This window comes from Alteromonas sp. H02, from assembly GCF_059682525.1.
In genome coordinates, this window is sequence record NZ_CM185021.1 from 2,740,941 (window position 1) to 2,763,339 (window position 22,399).

The following is a 22,399-nucleotide window of genomic DNA, read 5'->3' on the forward strand; positions in this document are numbered from 1 at the left end:
CAAAACCTGGGGTAATTAATGATTCCACCAGACTGCCGCTATTCTCAGCCAATAGTTTTGTTGACAACAAGCAATCCTTTTTCCACGTTAATGTTCTATCTTCATCAGAAAGAGAAGCTGCCTACATGATAGATGGCCTGGTGCGTGCAAGAGAAAACATTTACGAAGAGTCAGAAAAGGATTTGTTTGTAAGAGATTTAGATGACGAAACGTTCAATAAAAAGACACACCGCCATTCTACTGATGAGTTTGGCTATACAGATGCTGCATTCACAGGCCTATTTTTTCTTAACGTTTCGTACGCGCCGCGTTTCAAGGAGATTGAAGAAAGAACCCTACATAGTTATACACACTCTCTAACTAGGTCAAAAAGCACATTACCTGTTGTGCCAAATTCTGCAATAAACAAAAAATTGATATTGGAAAATTGGGATGACATCTTGCGCTTAATGACAACTATTAAACTTGGCTACGCGTCAGCTTCAACGCTATTTCGCATGCTTTCTTCAAAGGGAGACAGCGCTCTATATAAAGCCATGAAAGAATTTGGAAAGCTTCTAAAAACCCAATTTATCTATTCATATATGGATGACAATGACCTTAGACGAAGAATCCAGAAGCAATTGAACCGTGCTGAACTTGGGCAGAAATTTAAAGCAGCAATTTTTCATGGGCGAGGCGGTAAGCTTAAGGTGGGCGACCATGAAAACATAGATAAGGCAATGCTCTCTTGCGTTGTACTACAAAACATTATTGTCCTTTGGAATTATTTGTTTCTGAAAAAACACCACAAAGAAATTTCTTCCAAGGAAGAACGGGAGTCTGAAATTGACCTTATTTCAAAAGGCAGTGTTATTGCTTGGGCACATTTTAATATGGCTGGCACACTCGATGTTGAGCACCTAGATTTTGAATCATTTGGTATACCCTTGTCTCGACTGTTTAGAATTAAATCATTTTGAAGATACCTAAAGCATAACAGTTGAGTTCTCAATCAATACGGAGGTTGCAGAGTGTAATTGTTTAAAAACTATTGTGATAACAAACAATTAAATGAATCAGACTAGATATAGACCCCGAGGATGTCAACTTGCCATGAAAGGTTGAGGGGGCCTGATTTAATCAATACCACCCATTTCGAACATTTAATCCATTGCTTAATACGGGCTCATTGATTCCGTCTACTCACATTATTACATCAGTTAAGTGTTTAGATTATGCAACCCTGCGCTTAGTGAATTTTATAACAGTATGTGAACCATTACATGTGATTCTCTAAACCAGCGACGTTAAATCCAATTGCCCATCATGGGTATTCGGTTTTTTCATGAATTTTGGCTATTCTGTTTTTACTTGTTGTAAGCTTGGTATTCACCAGCTATCTGGAGTTATTCATTGATGAATGCAGTTTCAGCAAAACTTAGCGCTTTTCTTGAACAAGTTACCATCGCCAGAAATCAGGCTTTGCAAAATGGTATTCAACCTTCGCCGGCACTTGCGCGCGCCAATATGGCAAATCTGTCGGCCATAAATGGTAAAGGTCCGGATGTCCGGTATGTCTCAGACGGCAGCTTTTTTGTAGAAACTGATTCTCGTACAGAAATAACTTTTCGTATTTATTCGCCGGACCCAACGGCTAAATTGCCAGTGATACTTCATTTACATGGCGGTGGCCATATGTGCGGCGATCTGGAGATCTACGATGCGATAAGCCGCAGAATGGCTATTCACACTAATAGCGTTGTCATTACATTGGACTACCGCTTGTCTCCGGAACACCCTTATCCAGCGGCTATTGAAGACTGCAAATTTCTATTAACGCACTACCAATCTCTGTTAGGTAGCGTTGGATTTAAAGACGAGCTCATACTGGCTGGTGACAGCGCCGGCGCAGCTCTTACCGCAACACTATCGGCCTCAGCGCAATATAGTGCTGAAATAAGTAAGCAAATCCTGCTTTATCCGAGTCTCGATTACACCATGGAACACCCTTCAATGGATGCTTATGGCAGCGGTTATTTATTGGAAAAACAAGGTGTTGCCTGGTATTTTGATAATTACCTGCAAAACGGTGAAGACAGAAAACAGGTATCGCCACTTTTTATGCCGGTGCCTGCTTGCATGCCTGAAACATTATTGATTGTGGCCAATTGCGATCCGTTACAGGATGAAGCGTACGCCTATGCCGAAAAACTGCTCAAATCAAGCGTATCAGTGCAATTAAATGTATTTGAAGGCATGGTTCACGGCTTTTTACTATTGAACACTTTGGCCGAAGAAGAATGTGACCTGGTTTATGAATTAATGAACCAGTTTATTAATGGCTAACACGTTAGCTCTCCTGCCTTGCTTTACAAGTACCTTATTCGTCCTTCAAATGCGCTTTGAGGATCTCGTACAACTCAGGGCGGTTTTGAGCAATCTCCTGAGTACTGAGCCCCTCTAATGAATGCGGGTACTTAAGCCAGGCTTCTGTTTCATAGAGATAATAATCTGGCACCAGTTCGGTTTGATTACGCTGTGGCTTGTAATATGGCACCGCTACACGAATATCCTCCGGCGTATTAAGGCGGCACAAATCAGTCAGTTTATTAATGATGGCCTGCACGGAACGGCCGCTATCAAACACGTCATCAACTATTAACAGCTTGTCCTGATGCTGAATATTCTTAACCAAGTAGTTTAAGCCATGTACTTTGACTTCTTTGGCCTGATCATCAATACCCTGATAGGAAGACGTTCGAATAGCAATGTTATCGGTTTCGATGCCATGAAACGCCAGATATTCCTGCACCGCTATGCCAATGGGGGCGCCGCCACGCCACACAGCAATAATAAAAGTCGGCTCAAACCCTGAATCATAGACCTGAGCTGCCAGTTTAAATGAATCATCCAGCAACCCCTGGGCATTTAAATATGTTTTGCTTTTCATTGCTTGTCCTGTAAAAGGTATTAACTAACCGGCCAGTCAAATGCTATGGTAGCCTTAACATGGCACTGTGTCACACTGGAGATGCTCGGTGGAAAAGCGTTATCTTGAAGAACAGCAGATTATTGAAGATTCTTTTCGTTTAGGGGGTCAGATTTTTGAAAGTGGTTTTCGGCCTACCTTTATTGTTGGCTTGTGGCGCGGCGGCAGCGCTGTAGGCATTTACGTGCAGGAGTGCCTGCAAACGCTGGGCGTACAAACGGACCATATAGCGTTAAGAACCTCTTATCCAGGATTGCCAGAATACCAGAATATGGTAGAAACGCCTGAGCGCATACGAGTGCATGGAACCCAGTACCTTATTGAAAATTTGAATATTGATGACGGTTTGCTGATTGTGGATGACGTGTTCAGTTCGGGCCATAACATCACTGCGGTGATTAATCGCTTAAGTACCAAGCTCAAACGAAACATGCCCGAAAAAGTCCGAATAGCCACCCTTTATCAGCGAAGTGGATATAACCGCACTACCCTCAAGCCCGACTTTTGCCTGCATGAAACCTCAGACTGGTTGGTATTCCCCTACGAATTAAAAGGGCTGAGTCATGAAGAAATCGCAGCCAATAAGCCTTATGTAGCGCCCTATTTACGAACCTGACTATCTGATATTACATCTTGATTAGTTTATTAAGGTAAGCTTTTAGCGGCGTGTTGATAACTTTGATTTCCGGGCTGTCATTTATTTTAAGGGCGGTAATTAATATCGCCTTTAGATACTGAAACTCCTCAGAAATTTCGGGAATATCGAGGCGTTTTGTAAGCGTTTCCAGCTCTGCATCGCTAAGTTTTTTACGGTTAATGTAACGCCGGATATAGCTACGCCATTCATCAACATGGCTAATTTCCAGACGTTCCGGAAAAACTCTGAGATCCTCAATATCCTGCTTAAAATCATGTGGCGGCTGCGGTTCGTCGAGTAGATAACGGTAAGTAAATAGCGTGACGATTTCATTGTTGTTCTTATGCATTGGCTTTACCTGCTTTGCTTGGCTTATTGCCTGCTACGCATGAAAAGCTCATCTGTATCACCCCCGAAGGGCAAAGCGTCACAAACCAGCGGCCGTCAGTGGCTTCTGAAAATTGTGGCCAAAACGCTATACAAATGGTTCATATCAATAGGTTTACCAATATGCTCATCGAACCCCAGTTGCAGGTATTTTCGCACTTCATCAGCCATTACATCTGCCGTTAGCGCGATGACGGGCAGATTCGGGAATTGCGCTTTAATTTCCTTGCATGCCTGAACACCATCCATGACCGGCATTTGAATATCCATCAGCACCACATCATAACTGCCCTTCTTGCTGTTAACAGTATCCAGCGCCAACTGACCATTTTCGACAATATCAAAGCTCACATTGGTCGACTCCAGCATAGACTCAATGACGGTCTGATTAATCATATTGTCTTCTGCTATTAACACGTATTTGCCGGTAAAGTCGGGTACCGTCAGGCTTGAAGGTAATTCGGCTTCCCTGTCCAGGTCGGTCTGCGGTAATGGCAGTTCCACCGTTACCCGGGTGCCCTGCTGTTCGGCGCTTTTTAGGCTGAGTCGTCCATCCATTATGGCTACCAGACCATGGGTGATAGCCATACCAAGGCCGGTACCACCAACCTTACGTGTGCTGGATGCATCGGCCTGAGAGAAGCGCTCAAAAATCTTACCCTGCATCGTTTTACTCATGCCGATACCTGTATCGGTTACTTCTATTACAATTTGTTCTTGTTGGTTACTGACGGGGGCAAGGCTTAACCTGATGGTTACCGAACCCGACTCGGTAAATTTCACCGCATTGGATACCAGGTTAACAATGATTTGTTTAACCCTAACCGAATCGCCCAGCCAGCCATCCTGGAAGGAGCTCTCAACCACCACCTCCAGCTTCAGGTCTTTGCTCTGTGCCAGTGCTTGAAGATCCGACACGGCAGACTCGGTAATTTCCAGCAGTGAAAATGGTTGTTCCTCGAGTTCGAGTTTATTGGCCTCAATTTTGGAGTAGTCGAGTATGTCATTGATGATGGTTAATACCAATTGCATTAATTAATTGACCAAATTTGTCCACTCTCTCCAACAGAGACTTTTGACTCGCTCAACATCCGCAATGAATGTATTCCAGGCACGAGAGACCTGTTCTACTATTTCTTCGTAACCTCGAAATACCCGGTTTGATAAGCAACGCTGCCGTAGCCATTGCCATACCTGTTCCATCGGGTTCAGCTCCGGAGAATAGGCTGGGAGTTTTACGAGACTGACGTTGGTAAATGGGCTGGCCGTGTCGAATGTATGCCAGCCAGCGCCATCCATCACAACAACGGCATGACGCCCAGGCTCTGTCGCTTCGCTGATCAATTTCAGATGCTGCTTCATCACCTCTTTATTGACAAGAGGGCTGATAAGCGCCTGGGTATTGCCATTGCTCGGACACACCGCACCAAAGATATAGCCATAATCGAATTGCTGTTGCTTTACCACTCTTGGTCTGCTGCCCTTCGCAGCCCATATTCTGGACGTCTGATTTTGCTGACCGAATCGTGCTTCGTCTTGGAACCAGACGTCAACGCGATCCAGAGGGAGATGACCTGGAGTGTGAAGGATCGTTTCCAACTGGAAGTTTTTTAAAAGTATCTTGGGTTTGCTGTGATTGTTTAGGGTGTTTAGAGCGGTTGGTTATCCAACTGAAACCGAGCGTATCCATGATGCGGTATACGTTTCGCAACTGATAGTCGATTTGGAAGGTGTCGCTAATGTATTGTCGTACATCCTGAGCAATCAAACGACCTCCTTCCTTTTTAACCGCGTTTTCTTCAATAAAATGTGCGACCTGTTCTCGCTGAGAGACGGAGAGCTGGCAGGGTCTACCCGGACTAGGTTTGGATTGCAGGCCTTCAAGTCCGTGAGCCAGATAGTTGGATACCCATGTATTAACACTGCCTCTGGCAACCCCAAGGTAAGCGGCTATCTGAGTACGTGTTTCTCCTTTCTTGAAATGATACAAAGCTAAATAGCGGGTCCGTAATTGGCCGTTGGATGTCTGCTTTGCTAATTGTTTAAAGTCGTCGGCGGTATGCATATGAAAATCACTCGAATATGAATACTGCCATTAGATCAAACTTTTAAGGCAATTGGTATAACAGGTGTTTAGCTGAAAATAATGCTTTGCTGACCCGTTCTTTGGTTTGGCTGGTTAAATCTGCACGCTCCAGCACCTGCAGAGTGCCCAGAACACCATTCATCGGCGTTCGGATTTCGTGGCTCATATTAGCCAGAAACTCGCTCTTAGAACGGTTGGCGCTGTCAGCATCCACTAAAGCTTTTACCATATTTTTATTATGTAAGTGGGCGCGATACAGCATGAATATGGTCATAACAATGATGATTACCAGAAAAGAACTCACAATAACTAGTACCACCTCTAAGGAGTAAACCGAGGGTTCTTCATTCACCAGTTCAGCACCAGGCGGCAACGCATCTGCATCAATATCCCAACGGTCCAGCTGCTGTGCGTTGAATTGCTGGCTGACCACATTATTTTGATGAACAGGCAACTGCTTACCGGCAGCCAGGGCAATGGCAGCATCGGCTATTCTTTCCGGCACCACCACAGCGCCACCGGCATAACGGCTCAAATTATGAGCAAATATGGTAAACACGGGATGCCTGGTTTGCGTGGTTAACCAGTTATGCACGGTCTCCCAGTTACGTTCATAAAATTTATAGTTGATGTATATAATCGGCGTACCAGCTTCGCTATTGCGTAATGCAGTCAGCGTTTGCTCGGGGAATTGAGCTGGGTTGAAATATCGGAAGTCAATGCCGGGGGGGACCTGTGATACAAAGTTTTGTACCAATCCGTTATCCTGCTCCAGGCCAAGGTTGCCATGTACCAGCAATATTTCTTTGGTATCAGGTAAAGCGTTTAAAATCTGCGAGTAAGATAACTCAGGCTCATAGTCAGAACGCACCAGGGTGCCCGATCTGGGACTCCAGTCAATGTGTAAAAAAAAGCGTTCTGCGTTGGGTAGGATGCTCGGGTTGGTATCCACAAATACACTGGCATGGCGACCAATCGCAATCAGTCTGGAAAAACTCGCGGTTTGTTTATCACTAAGGAGGGTCTGTAATTGATAGTTAAAATTATCGAGAATGGTTTTTTTGACGTCAGGGCCAAAATCTTCAACGGAATCGGCGTAATAGGCCGGTACCGTTAACACCAGGATATTTTCCGTCGCAGACACCTGGGTCATTAACCGGTACATCATTTTAACTTCAAAGTCAGATTCGTTAAACGAGTTAACCAGGATCACGCTATAGTCTTCGGCTTGTTTGGCAGATGTGCTGACCGAAAAAAAGAACAACAAGACAAAAAGCCGCAACATCATAATATGCAATCACTTTAAGAAAACATGAGCCTTAAACCGTAGGGTAACCAAAGGCAATATCTTTTAGAGTAGCGAATTTTTACAATATTGTTAATTTATTTTATCTGCTGAAAATAACCTACACGTACAATCCGGATTAGGCTTCTGTAACAGTGTTCCAAAGTTTGGTTAAACACCTCAGTTACCTACGTGTATAATGCGGTGAGTCTTACCGGTAAAACAGAATCATCTATGGCTACTCCCCTTACCTACCTGTCTCATTATCCGCAACATTTGCAGGATCAGGTTGCCCAACTATTGGAAGCCAACAAGCTTGGAGACTGGCTGCGTACTCGCTATCCCCGGGTGCATAACATGAATAACGATAAAGCGTTACGTGATTATGCGATGACAATCAAAAATCAGTACATGAAGAAAACGCAGCCATTGAGTAAGGTAATTTACGACAATAAAATTCACATTGTTAACCATGCACTGGGCCTGCATTCTTATGTTTCGCGGGTTCAGGGCGGCAAGCTGAAAAGTAAAAATGAGTTAAGGGTGAGTGAGCTGTTTAAAACTACCCCGGAAGCTTTTTTAAATATGATTGTGGTGCATGAGCTCGCCCACCTGAAGGAAAAAGAACATAATAAAGCTTTTTATCAGCTGTGCCGGCACATGTTGCCCGACTACCATCAAATTGAGTTTGACGTTCGTGTGTACTTAACCGAGCTGGAAAATACCGGCCATGTATTTGTACCACCCACTGCCTGAGATAAACCATGGATTTTGAATTTTTAACCGATGTCACCGGCGAACCGCTGGCAAAATGCGATGTGGAAAGTGAATACTTTGGTGACTGGCTAAGCCATGATATTGGTGCAGACACTGAAGCTGTTACCAATCTACTGACAGCGATTGAAAGGTTACTCGCCAGACAACAAATGGAATTTGAATATACCGGCAAAATTTATCACCTGATGATAGCCGACGACGAAGTAGAACTGTTCCTAAATAACACCGAACTCAATCACAGCGAGTTCGATGTAGATTTAGCTGAAGGCCCCGTTTCAGGCTGTGGTCTGATGGATTTTGCTAATCTGCTCGAAAACTGGCTGACGTTTATCCGTTAGAGACTTAGATGAAGTGTTTAAATTGTAACTGTTTTTCTGAAGTTAAGCGGCTGTGGTGGTAATGTACTGGTTCAGCAAACCCTGGCAACGAAACCAACTAATAGGGTGTGTCAGCGCACCAATAACCTAGCACCGTGAATAACTGTTAGCCCAGAAAGTCCGGTTGGTCATGGTGTCATGGGTATTGTATTGATTGAGGTACATGGCCCCCAACAAGTAAGCTTCCAGCTCGCCCTGATTACTACACTGCCATTGCTTAACCGCTTTTGAATGCCACTGAACGTGATGCACCAGTTCATGCAGCAAAACCTCTTTAAAATTGGGGTTGTCTAATGGATTGTCATAGTGGCGGGCATTAGTAACCGACTGCGGGTCCAGAATATAAATAGTACCATAAGCGCCATCCTCAAAAGCATAGAGTGCTTTGAGCCGCATATCGACGTCCGATTCAGGCGCTACTCCGTCGGCATTTCGATAATATTCCTCAGTGAGTTTTTTGTGACTCAATACCACAACTTCAGGATGCGGCAGCTCATGCGTACGATAGTTCGTATGCATCTCAATCCAGCTTAGCAGTGTGGTGATCAATAACTCCATATCTGGCCCGGGCAATAACCTGAGTTATTATCATTACGTTAAAGCTGATGAAAAAGTGCACCAGTTACGCTGCGCAGAATAAAAAAGCCGGCTATCAATGATAGGCCGGCTGTTGAATGTGGTTGGATACCATTCAAAACTGGTTAGGTGTATACCCCTAAAAAACTCTCCGGCACATGCAGAGACTGTGAAAATGCGGCATGGCCTAGTTCATCCATGGTCCAGGTTAACAGCGGCATGTCCGGATAATAGGTATAACCGTCGCAAAAAACTTCGTTGCGATTACCTGATGGATCGAAGTAATAGACCGTTTTGACCTGAGTCACACCATGGCGATCATTCATTTCAACCGGTATTTCATACTTGCCAATCAGGTCGGCTGCTCGAATGTGATCCTGGGAGTTTTCAAGCCGGAAAGAAACGTGGTGGATTAGGCCAGGATTGGGGTTAACCCCAAAAGCAATGTCATGAGCCCGGCTTGAGCAGCTAACGAAAAACAACACCGTATTGCCCTCGCCATCTATAACCCTTTCGGTATAGTTAAAATCAAATACTTCGGTAAACAGTTTTAAGTTTTGGTCAGCATCTGGCCCAACGATAAACACATGATCCAGTCCGTTTATACGAAAGCCTCGACACACATCATCATCTGGGATCACATCAGGATTGTGCGTACCGAGTGAGTTACCTACCTGCTCTTTTTCGGCAAACAAATGCATTTCATGTCCGGTAGGCAGAATAAATTTTAAACGGCGGCCACTTTTAGGGTAAACGCCAGCATCCACACGTTCTACCTCAATGCCAAAGTCGATAATTTTCTTTTCTAAATCATCCAGAGTAGCATCGTCGTAGACTTTAAAAGCGATATGATCCAACCCGGCCTGATCAGTTTCCCGCAATACCAGACTATGGTGATCGTGTTCCGCCCAGGCTTTAAAGTAAACCAGACCATTATCGTCTGTCATCATCTCGTGCAAGCCCATCCGGGTACCGTAATGTTGTTTGGAGTCGGCCATATCCAGTACTCGCATCTGAACTTCAGCCAGTCTTAGCACACCACGCATTGACATATTCACCACCTTGTATTTGTTACATTTTTTATGACTATGGAATGAGTTGGCAACAACTTGTTAAATTTATTATGTCGCTGACTTACTTTTTGTACTGGTGAAAACAATCCAGCGTCCAATGGTAGGTGTTTGTTATACCTGGGTTTACGTAACAGATAAAAAATAAACGATACGATCACTCAGGTTAAACGTAGCTACCTTTACCAAGCCATTCGTTAACATAGTGTAAACTTACACGCGCTTCGATTGGCTGGGAAATACCTTTTACTCGCCACTCCTATACCCTGAAGGTATACTCCCTTTTGTTAGTATGGTTTCTTGGGTATGAATACGCGAGTCTCATTGTGTCGTTTGTGATTACGCCAGGCGATACATTTGCGGTTCAGTAATGATAACTGCCCCTCTCTGTCCTTCAGTTGTACGTTTTCTTACAGAATTCTGCTTGTAAGACAAGTGTCCAATTTTAAAATAAGTCGATTTCAACGACCGGCAAGGAAAAGCTTAACATGAGAATAAAACTGATAGTGGTGGCTACAATGGCATTGTGGCATGGCGTCACGCTGGCAGACGAAATGATCCTCAACAATTTCACCCTCGTGTCGGCACATCTTAATGCTGCTCAGAAAAATACGCAGGTAAGAATTGTCGATGGCGTTATCACCGAGGTAACCACTGTTCCGTTGCGGCCATACAACCCCGCTGCCACTATTATTGAAGGTGAAGGTAAATACCTTACGCCCGGTATTATGGATAGCCACGTGCATGTAGGCAGTATCCCGGGGATTGGTTTTCTTGATTCGCCTAATGCCAGTCAGTATGCCGGGATGGTTGATGAGTATTTAACGCAATTACCCAGAAGCCTGTTGTATTATGGGATTACTCAGGTACTTAACCTGGGGGGGAGTGATGGAGAATCCAGATTTACCGCTGCACAGCAACACCCTGATTATTTTACATGTCAGTCCATTCCTGTGATTGGCGGTTACCCTCACCTGTCTGCAGAGTTTACTCTGCAAAAGGCTAAATATTTTGTCATTGAAACCCCTGCTAAGGTTACTTTACCTGACAATATAGATCCTGCCCAACATACGCCGGAAGCGGTGGTGACTGCGATAGCCAAAACAGGCTCACCCTGCATCAAAATATACATTGAGGATGGATTTGGCGGGGCTTCTCACTGGCCGCTATTAACCGATGATACACTGCAACGCATCCGCAAAGCCGCAGATAAAGCGAATCTTCAGATTTGGGCCCATGCCAATGCCCTCGACATGTATCAGATTGCCCTGGAACATAAGGTAGATGGAATCGCCCATGGCCTATGGAACTGGCAATGGCAGGCTGCCCCGGATAACCCACCGGTTAACGCCACCCTAGACAGGCTGATTAACACAGATACCGCCTATATGCCTACTATCCAGGTGATGCTATCGCTGCAGGAGATGTATGATAACAGCACGCTCAGTGACGAACGGCGAAAAAAAGTGTTACCTGCAGCGCTGCTTCAATGGTATTCGACTCATGAAGGGCAATGGTTTAAACGCGAAATCAGTGCAGATTTTGGTGGATTACCCGACGCCAAAGTATTTGAACTGAGTGGCTACGGGGTAAACCGGGCTAAACAGGCTGCCGCTTATCTTGCCAGCCACAATCATCCATTGCTACTGGCTTCTGATTACCCGTCAAGCCCCTCTTTTGCGGCCGCTCCGGGGCTCTCTACCTATTATGAAATGCAACAAATGGCCGCGGCGGGAATAAGCGCGTCACAAATCTTTGCCGCAGCGACTATAAACGGCCCACAGCAATTTGGATTGGAAAACCAGTATGGCACCATTGAGCCGGGAAAAGTCGCAAACTTGCTTATTTTGCACAAAAATCCGAAACAAGACGTGGAAAACTGGCAAACCATCGACACCGTTATCCTGCATGGCGAACTTATCCAGCGTGAGTCACTGGCCGTTACCCCAAATGAGGGGTAACTGGCTCAGTGTTAAAACAGAGACAACAGCCCTTCTGCACCAACCATAACTATTTCAAAGGCAATAAGGATGATAATGATCCACTCTAAAAACGAAGAGTGCTTATGATTAAGTTCGTCGGCCAGCATATCGAACAATTCGTGGATAACATTAAGTTTGTTCGATAACAGCTCAACCCGGGGGCGAATATCAAGATACTTCGCTGCCGTGTTGTAGGCCAGTTCGTAAACCGGGTATTCCCAGAAAAACTCAGGGGTATCGAGCAGATTATAATGCAGGAAAATGTCGCTTTTAGTGCTAAACAGATGCCCGCGAATACTGGCGATGTCACGTCGCCCCAGCTTGATAGAGCCGGTCTCGGCGAGCACTTTGGGTAAGTGACTGTATTCAGCAATAGTATGCTGAGCTCTGAGTTCATAATCATTAAGCTTGATGGACTGTGCCAGCGCGTGACTTATCGCCAGACGGAGCAAAGGATCATCCGACGATAGCGTAATATGGTCTTTTTGCAGCTTGACCTCACCCGCACCAACGGTAAACCGAAAATGCTCCTGATGTTCACCAGCCAGCAACTCGCTCTGAATCTTTAAGCGATGTAACAGCGACAAACGTTCATCTTCGTCGATGCCCCAGAAAACCATAACACCGTAGTCAAATACCCAGGCTTCGCCACCTGGTAGCTCGATCAGTGAGGCGTCGCGATAACGGGTACCAATATCAATCGCATAGTCTGAAGTCAGCTGACTTTCCGGCAATGCGTAAACGGAAACACGGTCATTAGTAAATTGCATGAATGCTGTAACCAATAGATGAAAACCGCGCGATTATGCGCTTTGTCGGTCCATCTACCTATGACATTCAGAGTGGAAAATATTCTTCGACAGGACAAATTATTTTCATCGGCACAATAATGGTAAAACGCAATTCGCTAGCTGAGCGTATAGTCGTTGGAACGTAAAAACGAAAGTTGTTTTTACCCTGGCGTTTTACTTCATAAAGTGCCGCGTCGGCATTTTCTATTAGCGCGTGTTGCTCGGTACCATGGTTGGGAAATATTGAGATACCAATACTCACGCCTACCTGTAAACGGTGGCCATTAACATGCATTGGCGCTTCGAAAGCACGGATAATGCGGCTGGCTACCTCTCTTATTGCCCCTTTATCAAGTGGTTTGTAGAGCACAATGGCAAACTCGTCGCCGCCCAGACGGGCAATTAAATCGATTTGCCGGCAGTTTTCACGAAATTCCTGAGCGATAATATGCAGGAGCTTATCCCCGGTCTGATGACCATAATTATCGTTAACGGATTTAAACCTGTCCAAATCGAGGATCATTACGCCGAGTAGCGCACTATCCCGCTCAGCCATAGAAATGAATTTGTCAAAGGTGGCATAAAACTGGTTGCGGTTAGCCAGCCCGGTTAGCTGGTCCGTCATGGCCAATTGCTTAATTTTTTGCTGCGCTAGTTTGCGTTCAGTGATGTCCTGAACAATGCCATGGGATTGCACTACGTTGCCCATCACATCACGATCGTGCACGCACTTCTCATGTACCCAGCGCACCTCGCCATTACCCTGGCGGGTGATACGATGCTCCACATCAAACGGCGTATTCGTGGTTTTAGAAAGATCAAACCGCTGCAGCACGTATTCTCTGTCATCAGGATGGATGACGGTGATAAAGAGTTCTTTACTGGTCGAGCGGACAGACTGGGGAAATCCACAAATGTTGTAGATTTCTTCTGACCAAACCAGCTTTTCAGTTTTCTGATTCCAGTCCCAACTACCAATATGACCAACTCGCTGCGCCTGGTTAAGGGTTTCTTCCGTACGCTTTTGCGCCGTAATGTCGGTACGAATGGCGATATATTGATAAGGCTTGTCGTGTTCATCCAGCACCGGAACGATGGTGGCATTTACCCAGTAAAATGTACCATCTTTCGCCCTGTTTTTAATATCACCGTGCCATACATTGCCGCTGGAAATCGTCGACCAAAGCGCTTTGAAGAAGCCTTTGCTATGATAACCCGAGTTGACAATTCGATGATTCTGACCAAGTAGTTCCTCGCGAGTGAAGCCGCTTATCTGGCAGAACTTATCATTTACATAGATGATATCACCGCTTTTACCTGCGGTACTCACTATGGCGTGTTCATCGAGCGTTCGTTTTTGCAACGCAAGGTCGTTATTCACCTGCCTCAACTGACAAAGGATACGCTTTTCGTCAGCACGCATCTTAAGCAGACTCTTCTCATAGGGCTGGATGACTAAGAAGTAAATCACCGGCATGGAGAGCAAAGCAAGGAATGCTGCATCAACCAGTGCATATTGCCACGGCGATAACTCAGTAGGTAATGCGTAAAGCCCAACCATTATCATTGTTTCAACAACAATAATAACCGTCAGAATTTTGATAAACAGTTTTTGAGTACCGATTAGCTTTAACTCCTGAATAACCTGACTATCACTGCAGACAGACCTGCATAATACCAAATGCAGCCACCGGCTAAGGACAAGTATCACAAACATTATAGCGCACAATTAGCCTATCTAAACGCCCCGAAAAGATAGTTTAGTTCGAATCGGCGGTGAATTCCGGGAGTTATAACCAGCCGTTTTTTTCCCTTGAGCGGGTAAAACCAGCACGCTAATTTACTTGGGAGTAGTGTAAAAACAGACCTGAACATTCCTTAATAATAGCCATGCTGGTGCTTGCTACACGCGTGAAACAATCGTTTCATAGAGGAACCAGCCAACTATTCTCCTTTCCGGCCGGATGCTACCAACATTGCTTTTACGGGAAAAACACACTGAAAACCTGGCATAAAGCGTTACGCGTAACCATTTATGGTGATTTTATCACCAAAACCCCGATGTATTGTCAATCTGCAGAGTAAGCTCCTTGTCAAACAACCCACCCCCGACGCGTTCCTTTTTGGGTTCCAATTGCTTTTTCAAACGTATTTTATTCGTAGCTAATAAAACCAATCGCAGTATACACCTGGTGATCTATTCCTGAAGAATAAAAGGCTCCTGTGATGAGTTAAACAGTGAGGCGTGGCAGACAGAGGAGAAAAACAACGATAGAGGATTTTAAATTTCGGTGATAGAAAAACAATGCTCCCCTGGTGTAAGGGGAGCTCGTCAATCAATCAGGCATTCACGTCGACAACAATTCGACCCTGTACCTGACCTGACAGAAACTGAGGAGCAACCTCAAGCGCTTCTGCCAGGGTAACCTGTTTGGTAATGGTCGAGAGGCTGCTTTCAGGTAAGTCTTTTATAACCCGTGCCCAGGCTTTCTCACGCACCGCCAGGGTTTGTGTCACACTGTTAATCCCCATCAGTTTTACGCCGCGCAGAATAAATGGCGCTACGGTAGCCGGAAAATCCATGCCCTGAGCCAGGCCACAAGCTGCTACCGCCCCCTCAGACTGAGTGGCCGCACAGGCATTAGCCAACGTGTGACTCCCTACAGAATCGACGACACCCGCCCAACGCTCTTTAGCCAGTGGGCGACCTGGTTCACTGAGTGTCGCACGATCGATGACCTCTTTGGCGCCCAGGCCTTTTAACGTATCCGCCTGTTCTAACCGACCTGTAGAGGCCACTACGTCGTAACCAAGGTTCGCCAGGATTGCAATAGCAGTGGTGCCCACACCACCATTTGCACCGGTAACCAGCACCTCGCCCTTGTCAGGTGTAACGCCCTGCGATTCAAGCGCCATCACACACAGCATGGCGGTATAACCGGCAGTGCCCACTGCCATAGCGTGCTGACTGGATAGGCCCGCTGGCATCTGTTGCACAAAATCAGCGTTGATTCGGGCTTTTTGTGCTAACCCTCCCCAATACTGCTCGCCCAGCCCCCAGCCGTTTACCAGTACCTTATCGCCAGTGGAGAATCTTTCTGAACGGCTTTCAATCACCGTACCCGCCAAATCAATACCCGCTACCATAGGGAATTGTCTGACTACCGGGCTTTTACCAGTAATGCCCAGCGCATCCTTGTAATTCAACGTGCTGTAGTCAACCGCTATCAGGACATCCTCATCTGGTAATGCCGACTCATCAAGTTCGGTAATTTCTGCAGTGTAGTCCTGGTCGTCTTTATTAATATAAATCGCTTTAAACATTGTGCCCTCCGGGGTTAACGCTTGATAGAAAGTTGATGGATAAAACCATCGGCAAATTTTTGCATTGGCGAGCTCGACTGCATGACCTTGGCAGTCAGAATGGCGCCTTCCCAACCAATCCAGAAAAACTCAGCCTGCTGTAAACAGTCTGTCTCCTGCTGAATTAAACCGAGAACTTTCGCCTGCTCCAGGTTATGTGCCAGCATGGATGTCCAGTTTTTTAAACACTGAGCCAGCGGTTGCTTGAAAGACGCCGACAGGATTGGCATTTCCTGGCCAAAGTTACCGATTAGACAACCTCTGCTAAACCGATACTTTTCCATCCCATCGATGGCTTCACTAACAAATGCTTCTATTCCTTTGAGAGGCTCTGACGGTTGAGAGGCCAGGCAACGGCGTAACTTAGCGCAAAAATACTGGTCATAACGATCTATCACCTGCAGTCCAAAATCGTCCTTATTTTTAAAGTAGTGATAAAACGAGCCCTTAGGCACCCCAACACGTTTAAGGATCATATCTATTCCTACAGTGTTAAAGCCTCGCTCTGTAAGAATAGCCATACCAGCTAATAACAATGCCTCTTTTGTGTCAGCAAAATTTCTGGCTGATTTGGGGGGCCTCCCCCTTCGACTTTCCTGCATACCGCACCTTTTTAGACCGACCGTCTAGCTATTATAGACCGAGCGGCTAGAAATAAAAGAGAACTTCCAAAATAAATAGGTATATCACTGTTAAATAAACTAATTATTGCGTAACAATGAAATCTTTATAGTTCTCCAGCGTGCGCTGCGATTGAGGAGAAAGAAGAGGATTCTGAAGCTTAAGAATATCTCTGCCTTTGAGTATCTTAAAGGCAGATTGAGAGAAAGGTTGCTTATTGAATAGCGCGACCAGACTACCATCATTCAATGCAATATCGAGCCCTTTATGAATTCTTTCGGCGAGCATCCGATTGCGCTTATTAACAAAAAAATACATCGGGGATGGATAGTAAAAGCCTCTGGCCGGCTCAATCATTAACGGCTCGCTTTGTCGGGATGACAACTCAAATTCTATTTCCATAACAGAACGGGGAAAATAATCGGCCATTTTCGATTCTATCAATTTAAACATCATTGACATGGGCACTTCTTTAACGCGATAGCCATTAAATCGCATAATATCGGTGTCCGGCCAGCCAATCCCCTGCACTGATAAACTCTCTTTTAGTTCGCTTAAAGGCTTTTCGCGATATTCATTTTCATTATCCGGGTGAATCAGAAAAACACGATAACCGAGCAAGCCTCGTGCAAGCGGAAAAAACACGGCCTGATTCGCTTCTTCCCTTTCGATTGATGTTACCGCCCAGGTCACATCGGTTGAGCCCTCTTTAACCTGACGAAGGAGTCTATCCTGGTTGGCATTAAAAGGATCCGGCACAATTCTGAAAGGTAAACCGTTACGTTGGGTTTTATTAAGCGCCAGGGTAAGAACATCTACAAAATAAGAGTGGATAGTATTGTCATCAAAAACCCGGGCTGGCACCCGGATATTATGAACCTTGCCTTCCTCGTTTGTTGCCCACACAAAGTTACAAACCACGGTTAATACCGCGGCAACAACTGTCTTTACCAAACCAAGGCGTATAATTGATATGTTTGAGAGAGACACGATGCCCGTTTACCTGTTATATCCACTATTGCTAAGCCTAGATGGCGAAAGGTAAAAAATACAGGTAAACGGGTTATGTTTAAAAATACTGACTGTCAATCGCCTGGTGGAGTTTCACTACACCAAGCTGAATGTCATCAATGACTTCGTGGAGTCTGTCCTGAGTCAGTTCATGGGTATCGAGTTGTTGTAATTCCTCTGATAACGCTTTGACCTGCTGTGAAATACTTTCAGAGTTCGGCAGCTCCAGCAGGCATTTGCCAATTTGCATCAGGCCATGCTGAAGTGAACGCGGGAATTGTTTATTGTTGATTAAAAATTCCAACACGTCAGCACGGTTAATTCTGATACGCATTTCCTGGCGGTACATCTGATACGCCGTTAGCGACTTTAACACTCCCATCCACTGGATATTTTCGAACGCCGACTGCTCCGGTGAAAGATCCGGTAACAGCGACGCTGAACGCACATCAATAATGCGTGATGTCATATCGGTACGTTCCAGATGGCGGCCGAGTCGCAGGAAGGCATATCCTTCGCCACGCAGCATGGTTCCACCAAGCAAGCCGGTAATGGTTTGGTTGGCCACAATAATACGATGCAGACAGTTAAACCGGTGCCGGCGGGTTAACACGCTCTGGCCATCGGCTTTGGCTGCAATATACAGGTTGTTGATTTGTTCCCAGGCTTCTGAGGGAATAATTTCACGAATGATCCGCGCATTTTCACGCACCGCCGCAAGGCAGTTGATGATAGACCCGGGGTTAGCCGTGTCAGTCACCATAAATTTGATTACGCTTTTTTCATCGGCTTCTTTATACAGGTCGTAAAACACATCCCGAAACGACAACATGTCGATAATGGGTTCCCAGCCAAGAGTAACGTTGCGTGGTAAGTCGAGTAAAAGGTGGGTGTTTACCTGAATTAAGCGAGCGGTGTTTTCCGCACGCTCCAGATAACGCTCCATCCAGTAAATATGATTAGCTACCCTAGATAACATCGTTAGTCGGCCTCCATGTCTACAATCCAGGTATCTTTACTACCACCACCCTGCGACGAATTAACCACAGTAGAGCCTTTACGCATGGCTACCCGGGTAAGCCCGCCAGTGGTCACGCTGATGTCATTGCCGCTTAAGATAAACGGTCTGAGGTCAAGGTGTCGGGGTTCGGCTTTAGTGCCGATAATAGTAGGAGCGGTCGATAACAACAACATGGGCTGAGCCACGTAATTACGGGGGTCACGGCGGATCAGGCGAACAAATTTTTCACGTTCTGCTTTAGTGGCGTGAGGACCAATCAGCATGCCATAGCCGCCCGATTCATTAGCCGGTTTGACTACCATCTTTTCAATGTTCTCAATAACGTAATCCCGTTCATCTTTATTAACACACTTATAGGTGGGGACATTAGGCAGTAGCGGCTCTTCATCGAGATAGAATTTAATGATCTCAGGCACAAAAGCATACACTACCTTATCGTCGGCAACGCCGGCACCCGGTGCATTGGCCAGGCCAACGTTACCGGCTTTCCAGGCCCGCATTAATCCGGGCACACCCAGCATGGAGTCTTCCCGGAAAGCTTCCGGATCGAGAAAGGCATCATCGATTCGACGGTAAATCACATCCACCCGCGACAGGCCGTCAACGGTACGCATATACACAATGTCGTCGTCAGCGACGACTAAATCACTGCCTACCACCAGTTCGGCCCCCATCTGCTGTGCAAGATAGGCGTGCTCAAAATAGGCGGAGTTATAAATTCCCGGTGTTAGTACCACTACTTCGGGCTGTTCAATGTCGCGCGGCGACAACTGGCTAAGCATGTCGTACAACTGCGACGGGTAATCGTCAACCGGCAGAATGTTGTATTTTTCAAACATATCCGGGAAAACACGTTTCATCACATGGCGATTTTCTAGCATGTAAGATACACCCGACGGTACCCGTAGGTTATCTTCCAGTACGTAAACAGTGCCATTGTGATCGCGCACCAGATCCGAGCCACAAATATGCGCCCATACCCCGTGTTTAGGTTTAATGCCCATGCATTCGGGCAGAAAGTTTTTTGACGCATCCAGCAGGCTTTTAGGCACAACACCCGCCTCAAGAATACGCTGCTCATTATACAAATCGTCGATAAACATGTTGAGCGCTTTAACACGCTGCTTGAGGCCCTTTTCAATTTGCAGCCATTCTTTTTTGTCGATAATGCGGGGGATAATGTCGAACGGCCAGGCTCTGTCGATTGAGCCTTCTTCTTCGGTATACACCGTGAATGTAATACCCATTACATGGATAGCGGTGTTGGCGGCGGTTTTATATTCTTCTAATTCCTGGTCAGTAAGGTTGCGCAGGTATTTACAAATTTCTTCTGCAGCAGGACGCGGTTTATTTGCAACGCGAATGAGTTCATCGTAAAACTCCCCTACCCGATAATTTCCCCATCTTATTGCCATCTACAATCCCTAGAGCTTATTTTCGGTATACAAAATAACATCTAAGCGACTTTTGACCGAAATTGCAATGAAAATAATGACAAATTGATGACAAATTAATCTGGAAAAATGCGCTGAATCCCTCCATGCTATCGTTATTGTTTTTCGTGTGTTTTCAGAGAGTTTCCTTTGACCTATTGTTTAGCCGTAAAAGTTAATCGCGGATTAGTATTTGCATCAGATTCGCGCACCAATGCCGGTGTCGATTACGTCGCCACGTACAGTAAAATGCGCCGTTATTGCTGGCCGGGAGAGCGCGTTTGTGTGCTAATGACATCCGGCAGCCTGGCGACTTCTCAGGCAGTGATGAATGCCATCAATCGAGATCTCAATGATCCGGACGCCGAATTCAGTCTGCGTCACGGCAAGCAGCTGTATGAAGTAGCGCAGTACATTGGAAAGCTCAGTCAGGCAGAGCAAACTTTGCATGAAAAAGCGATGGAAAAATCCAACGCCAGTGCAGAGTCTAACTTTATTCTTGGCGGCCAAATAGCCGGCCAGGCCGCGGAGATTTTTCACATCTATCCGCAGGGTAATTTTATCAGCGCGTCAGAAGACACACCCTACCTGCAAATTGGTGAAACCAAGTACGGAAAGCCAATTCTGGATCGTATTATTGCTAAAACCACTACGCTGGAGGACGCCGCACGTTGTGCAATGGTGTCATTGGATTCGACTATTCGCAGTAATATCTCGGTGGGGCCGCCCATTGAACTGGCGATGTATCAGGATGACTCGCTCGATGAGCCCTTTCATCACACCTACACCTTAAACAGCCCGATGTACAAATCCATGAAAAAACAGTGGACAGACGGCCTGCACCGCGCGTTTGAGCAATTACCCCGGTTTGACTGGGAAAAGGTTAAAGCGGACGAACCAGCAGGTGAATAAAATGGAGCTTTTCACGGGTCTTGTCGTTGATGACAAACGGATAAGCATCGTCCAGGCCCATGCTGTTGTTCAAAGAGTTAAGCAGGTTAGTAAGCTGATCCCAGTCGTCAATTAAGGTATCAAAACTTTCTTCGTTGTAACTGGCGGTATGCGGATGATCGGCATTTAGCGGGTTGGAGAGCAACCGGTTTTCTAAACTGGTTTCGTATTCATTGGCCGTCTCAAGGGTATCTACCATATGCAGGTAGTGCGCCCATGTCTCGGCCCAATCTTCCCATGGATGCATGCTGGCATAGGCACTGATACAGCGTTGTTGCCAGTCAGCGGCAGGCCCGTTGGCATAGTAGTTTTCCAGACTTTGCTGATAATCCCTACGCTCGTCACCAAATAACGCCCTGAAGGCCTCAATATACTGACTTCCTTTGATCAGCACATCCCAGTAATAATGGCCTGATTCATGCCGGAAGTGGCCAATCAGCGTGCGATAGCGTTCGTTCATTAACTCACGCATAGCGAGGCGCTTAGTCTCTTCCGCCTCTTTCAGGTTGATGGTGATCACACCATTGCTGTGACCAGTTAGCACCGTATTCTGCACGGTGAGCTCCCGGCCATATAAGGCCTGAGAAACTTCATCCTCTAGAAAGCGAAAGGACAAACCGCGGGGGGTATGGCGCTTGCCAATAACCGGTAACTCGAGCTTATACAGCGTGTAAAGCAGATGCCGTTTGGCCTGCTCCATACGAAACCAGAGTTTCATGTTGTCAGGTTTGGACAAGTTCGGAATGGTATCGGTGAGTTGGCAGGACGGACAGAGCTTAAATTCGCTTTCAACCGGAACCAGCCAGTTGCAGATATTCTGCTTTGCATAATTGCTGCACTGGCGGTAAGCCTGCCCATTGTGGCCAGCTATCCAGTTACCGTCTGCATCAATGTCGCAGGAGGAAATCACCTTGGCATCCGACAAAAACCCCACCGGGCGCTGGCAGGACAAGCACTGGCTATTGGCGAAATATAAAGTGTTACCACACTGGCAAGTATAAGTTTTCAAATCTTTAGCTTCTGTTCGGGCAAACTGCAATTAGCTCACTAAGACTATAGT

At 45.9% G+C, this 22,399-nt stretch carries 22 protein-coding genes; 7 read left to right on the forward strand and 15 right to left on the reverse strand.

What is annotated here, in order from left to right:
• Positions 1-32: 32 nt before the first annotated feature.
• Together AC566Q_RS12775 and AC566Q_RS12780 are read left to right on the forward strand one after the other, a co-directional pair.
• Positions 33-962, forward strand: coding sequence for a Tn3 family transposase (locus AC566Q_RS12775; protein WP_499617503.1), 930 nt, complete (start codon positions 33-35; stop codon positions 960-962).
• A 436-nt stretch (positions 963-1,398) separates the two neighbouring features.
• Positions 1,399-2,328 carry an alpha/beta hydrolase gene (locus AC566Q_RS12780; protein ID WP_483309792.1) on the forward strand — a complete coding sequence of 310 codons (930 nt, stop codon included), beginning with the start codon at positions 1,399-1,401 and terminating at the stop codon, positions 2,326-2,328.
• A 34-nt stretch (positions 2,329-2,362) separates the two neighbouring features.
• Here the strand turns inward: AC566Q_RS12780 and AC566Q_RS12785 are convergent, their stop codons facing one another.
• Complete coding sequence (locus tag AC566Q_RS12785) at positions 2,363-2,932, reverse strand: phosphoribosyltransferase (RefSeq protein ID WP_483309791.1); 570 nt, start codon at positions 2,930-2,932, stop codon at positions 2,363-2,365.
• An 88-nt stretch (positions 2,933-3,020) separates the two neighbouring features.
• Between AC566Q_RS12785 and AC566Q_RS12790 the strand changes: the two genes are divergently transcribed.
• On the forward strand, positions 3,021-3,587 hold the full coding sequence (locus AC566Q_RS12790) for a phosphoribosyltransferase (protein ID WP_483309790.1): 567 nt from the start codon (positions 3,021-3,023) through the stop codon (positions 3,585-3,587).
• A gap of 10 nt (positions 3,588-3,597) precedes the next feature.
• Here the strand turns inward: AC566Q_RS12790 and AC566Q_RS12795 are convergent, their stop codons facing one another.
• The 4 genes from AC566Q_RS12795 to AC566Q_RS12810 all read right to left on the reverse strand — a co-directional run bounded on the left by AC566Q_RS12795 (position 3,598) and on the right by AC566Q_RS12810 (position 7,369).
• A complete protein-coding gene (locus tag AC566Q_RS12795; protein WP_483309789.1) occupies positions 3,598-3,957 on the reverse strand; it encodes a hypothetical protein in 360 nt (119 codons plus the stop codon).
• A 95-nt stretch (positions 3,958-4,052) separates the two neighbouring features.
• Entirely contained in the window at positions 4,053-5,027 is a 975-nt protein-coding gene (locus tag AC566Q_RS12800) for an ATP-binding protein (protein WP_499617194.1), read from the reverse strand.
• 3 nt (positions 5,028-5,030) lie between these two features.
• Positions 5,031-6,060 (reverse strand): IS630 family transposase gene (locus tag AC566Q_RS12805; protein ID WP_499617197.1). Its coding sequence is split into 2 segments (ribosomal slippage): positions 5,031-5,607 and positions 5,606-6,060, totalling 1,032 coding nucleotides; the frame shifts between segments, so codons are not numbered across the junction.
• Positions 6,061-6,103: 43 nt separating this feature from the next.
• On the reverse strand, positions 6,104-7,369 hold the full coding sequence (locus tag AC566Q_RS12810) for a histidine kinase dimerization/phospho-acceptor domain-containing protein (RefSeq protein ID WP_499617200.1): 1,266 nt from the start codon (positions 7,367-7,369) through the stop codon (positions 6,104-6,106).
• A gap of 231 nt (positions 7,370-7,600) precedes the next feature.
• On the opposite strand from AC566Q_RS12810, the gene AC566Q_RS12815 reads away from it, so the two are divergent.
• Positions 7,601-8,122, forward strand: a complete 522-nt coding sequence (locus AC566Q_RS12815; RefSeq protein ID WP_499617202.1) for a M48 metallopeptidase family protein — start codon at positions 7,601-7,603, stop codon at positions 8,120-8,122.
• Positions 8,123-8,130: 8 nt separating this feature from the next.
• Positions 8,131-8,481 carry a YacL family protein gene (locus tag AC566Q_RS12820; RefSeq protein ID WP_499617205.1) on the forward strand — a complete coding sequence of 117 codons (351 nt, stop codon included), beginning with the start codon at positions 8,131-8,133 and terminating at the stop codon, positions 8,479-8,481.
• A 126-nt stretch (positions 8,482-8,607) separates the two neighbouring features.
• On the opposite strand, the gene AC566Q_RS12825 is transcribed toward AC566Q_RS12820, so the two are convergent.
• Together AC566Q_RS12825 and AC566Q_RS12830 are read right to left on the reverse strand one after the other, a co-directional pair.
• The gene (locus tag AC566Q_RS12825; protein WP_499617207.1) at positions 8,608-9,078 is read right to left on the reverse strand and encodes a DUF6647 family protein; all 471 of its coding nucleotides are present in this window, start codon (positions 9,076-9,078) and stop codon (positions 8,608-8,610) included.
• A 143-nt stretch (positions 9,079-9,221) separates the two neighbouring features.
• Entirely contained in the window at positions 9,222-10,148 is a 927-nt protein-coding gene (locus tag AC566Q_RS12830; RefSeq protein ID WP_499617210.1) for a catechol 2,3-dioxygenase, read from the reverse strand.
• Positions 10,149-10,654: 506 nt separating this feature from the next.
• Between AC566Q_RS12830 and AC566Q_RS12835 the strand changes: the two genes are divergently transcribed.
• Positions 10,655-12,127, forward strand: a complete 1,473-nt coding sequence (locus AC566Q_RS12835; protein ID WP_499617214.1) for an amidohydrolase family protein — start codon at positions 10,655-10,657, stop codon at positions 12,125-12,127.
• Between the two features lie 11 nt (positions 12,128-12,138).
• Here AC566Q_RS12835 and AC566Q_RS12840 read toward each other — a convergent pair whose 3' ends face one another.
• The 7 genes from AC566Q_RS12840 to AC566Q_RS12870 form a co-directional block, all read right to left on the reverse strand.
• Positions 12,139-12,918 (reverse strand): RMD1 family protein, encoded by a 780-nt coding sequence (locus AC566Q_RS12840; protein WP_499617217.1) that lies wholly within the window; start codon positions 12,916-12,918, stop codon positions 12,139-12,141.
• A 67-nt stretch (positions 12,919-12,985) separates the two neighbouring features.
• Positions 12,986-14,620 (reverse strand): sensor domain-containing protein, encoded by a 1,635-nt coding sequence (locus tag AC566Q_RS12845; RefSeq protein WP_499617222.1) that lies wholly within the window; start codon positions 14,618-14,620, stop codon positions 12,986-12,988.
• Between the two features lie 659 nt (positions 14,621-15,279).
• On the reverse strand, positions 15,280-16,263 hold the full coding sequence (gene acuI / locus AC566Q_RS12850; protein WP_499617225.1) for an acrylyl-CoA reductase (NADPH): 984 nt from the start codon (positions 16,261-16,263) through the stop codon (positions 15,280-15,282).
• A gap of 14 nt (positions 16,264-16,277) precedes the next feature.
• Complete coding sequence (acuR, locus tag AC566Q_RS12855; RefSeq protein ID WP_499617228.1) at positions 16,278-16,904, reverse strand: acrylate utilization transcriptional regulator AcuR; 627 nt, start codon at positions 16,902-16,904, stop codon at positions 16,278-16,280.
• Positions 16,905-17,007: 103 nt separating this feature from the next.
• On the reverse strand, positions 17,008-17,877 hold the full coding sequence (locus AC566Q_RS12860) for a transporter substrate-binding domain-containing protein (RefSeq protein WP_499617230.1): 870 nt from the start codon (positions 17,875-17,877) through the stop codon (positions 17,008-17,010).
• A 115-nt stretch (positions 17,878-17,992) separates the two neighbouring features.
• Complete coding sequence (locus AC566Q_RS12865) at positions 17,993-18,913, reverse strand: alpha-E domain-containing protein (RefSeq protein ID WP_105936360.1); 921 nt, start codon at positions 18,911-18,913, stop codon at positions 17,993-17,995.
• Between the two features lie 2 nt (positions 18,914-18,915).
• Positions 18,916-20,370, reverse strand: a complete 1,455-nt coding sequence (locus tag AC566Q_RS12870) for a circularly permuted type 2 ATP-grasp protein (protein ID WP_499617234.1) — start codon at positions 20,368-20,370, stop codon at positions 18,916-18,918.
• A gap of 168 nt (positions 20,371-20,538) precedes the next feature.
• Here AC566Q_RS12870 and AC566Q_RS12875 point away from each other — a divergent pair, with 168 nt between their 5' ends.
• Positions 20,539-21,300 carry a proteasome-type protease gene (locus AC566Q_RS12875; protein ID WP_499617237.1) on the forward strand — a complete coding sequence of 254 codons (762 nt, stop codon included), beginning with the start codon at positions 20,539-20,541 and terminating at the stop codon, positions 21,298-21,300.
• Here the strand turns inward: AC566Q_RS12875 and AC566Q_RS12880 are convergent.
• Positions 21,272-22,348, reverse strand: a complete 1,077-nt coding sequence (locus AC566Q_RS12880; protein ID WP_499617240.1) for a zinc-binding metallopeptidase family protein — start codon at positions 22,346-22,348, stop codon at positions 21,272-21,274. The two genes, AC566Q_RS12875 and AC566Q_RS12880, sit on opposite strands and share 29 nt — an antisense overlap.
• Positions 22,349-22,399: the final 51 nt, after the last annotated feature.

Bases quoted from the DNA above. Each gene is read 5' to 3' on its own strand.
- AC566Q_RS12835 (WP_499617214.1), top strand. From the start codon at position 10,655: ATGAGAATAAAACTGATAGTGGTGGCTACAATGGCATTGTGGCATGGC.
- AC566Q_RS12870 (WP_499617234.1), bottom strand. From the start codon at position 20,370: ATGGCAATAAGATGGGGAAATTATCGGGTAGGGGAGTTTTACGATGAA.
- AC566Q_RS12815 (WP_499617202.1), top strand. From the start codon at position 7,601: ATGGCTACTCCCCTTACCTACCTGTCTCATTATCCGCAACATTTGCAG.
- acuI (WP_499617225.1), bottom strand. From the start codon at position 16,263: ATGTTTAAAGCGATTTATATTAATAAAGACGACCAGGACTACACTGCA.
- AC566Q_RS12865 (WP_105936360.1), bottom strand. From the start codon at position 18,913: ATGTTATCTAGGGTAGCTAATCATATTTACTGGATGGAGCGTTATCTG.
- AC566Q_RS12800 (WP_499617194.1), bottom strand. From the start codon at position 5,027: ATGCAATTGGTATTAACCATCATCAATGACATACTCGACTACTCCAAA.
- acuR (WP_499617228.1), bottom strand. From the start codon at position 16,904: ATGCAGGAAAGTCGAAGGGGGAGGCCCCCCAAATCAGCCAGAAATTTT.
- AC566Q_RS12830 (WP_499617210.1), bottom strand. From the start codon at position 10,148: ATGTCAATGCGTGGTGTGCTAAGACTGGCTGAAGTTCAGATGCGAGTA.
- AC566Q_RS12785 (WP_483309791.1), bottom strand. From the start codon at position 2,932: ATGAAAAGCAAAACATATTTAAATGCCCAGGGGTTGCTGGATGATTCA.
- AC566Q_RS12820 (WP_499617205.1), top strand. From the start codon at position 8,131: ATGGATTTTGAATTTTTAACCGATGTCACCGGCGAACCGCTGGCAAAA.
- AC566Q_RS12840 (WP_499617217.1), bottom strand. From the start codon at position 12,918: ATGCAATTTACTAATGACCGTGTTTCCGTTTACGCATTGCCGGAAAGT.
- AC566Q_RS12780 (WP_483309792.1), top strand. From the start codon at position 1,399: ATGAATGCAGTTTCAGCAAAACTTAGCGCTTTTCTTGAACAAGTTACC.
- AC566Q_RS12795 (WP_483309789.1), bottom strand. From the start codon at position 3,957: ATGCATAAGAACAACAATGAAATCGTCACGCTATTTACTTACCGTTAT.
- AC566Q_RS12825 (WP_499617207.1), bottom strand. From the start codon at position 9,078: ATGGAGTTATTGATCACCACACTGCTAAGCTGGATTGAGATGCATACG.
- AC566Q_RS12810 (WP_499617200.1), bottom strand. From the start codon at position 7,369: ATGATGTTGCGGCTTTTTGTCTTGTTGTTCTTTTTTTCGGTCAGCACA.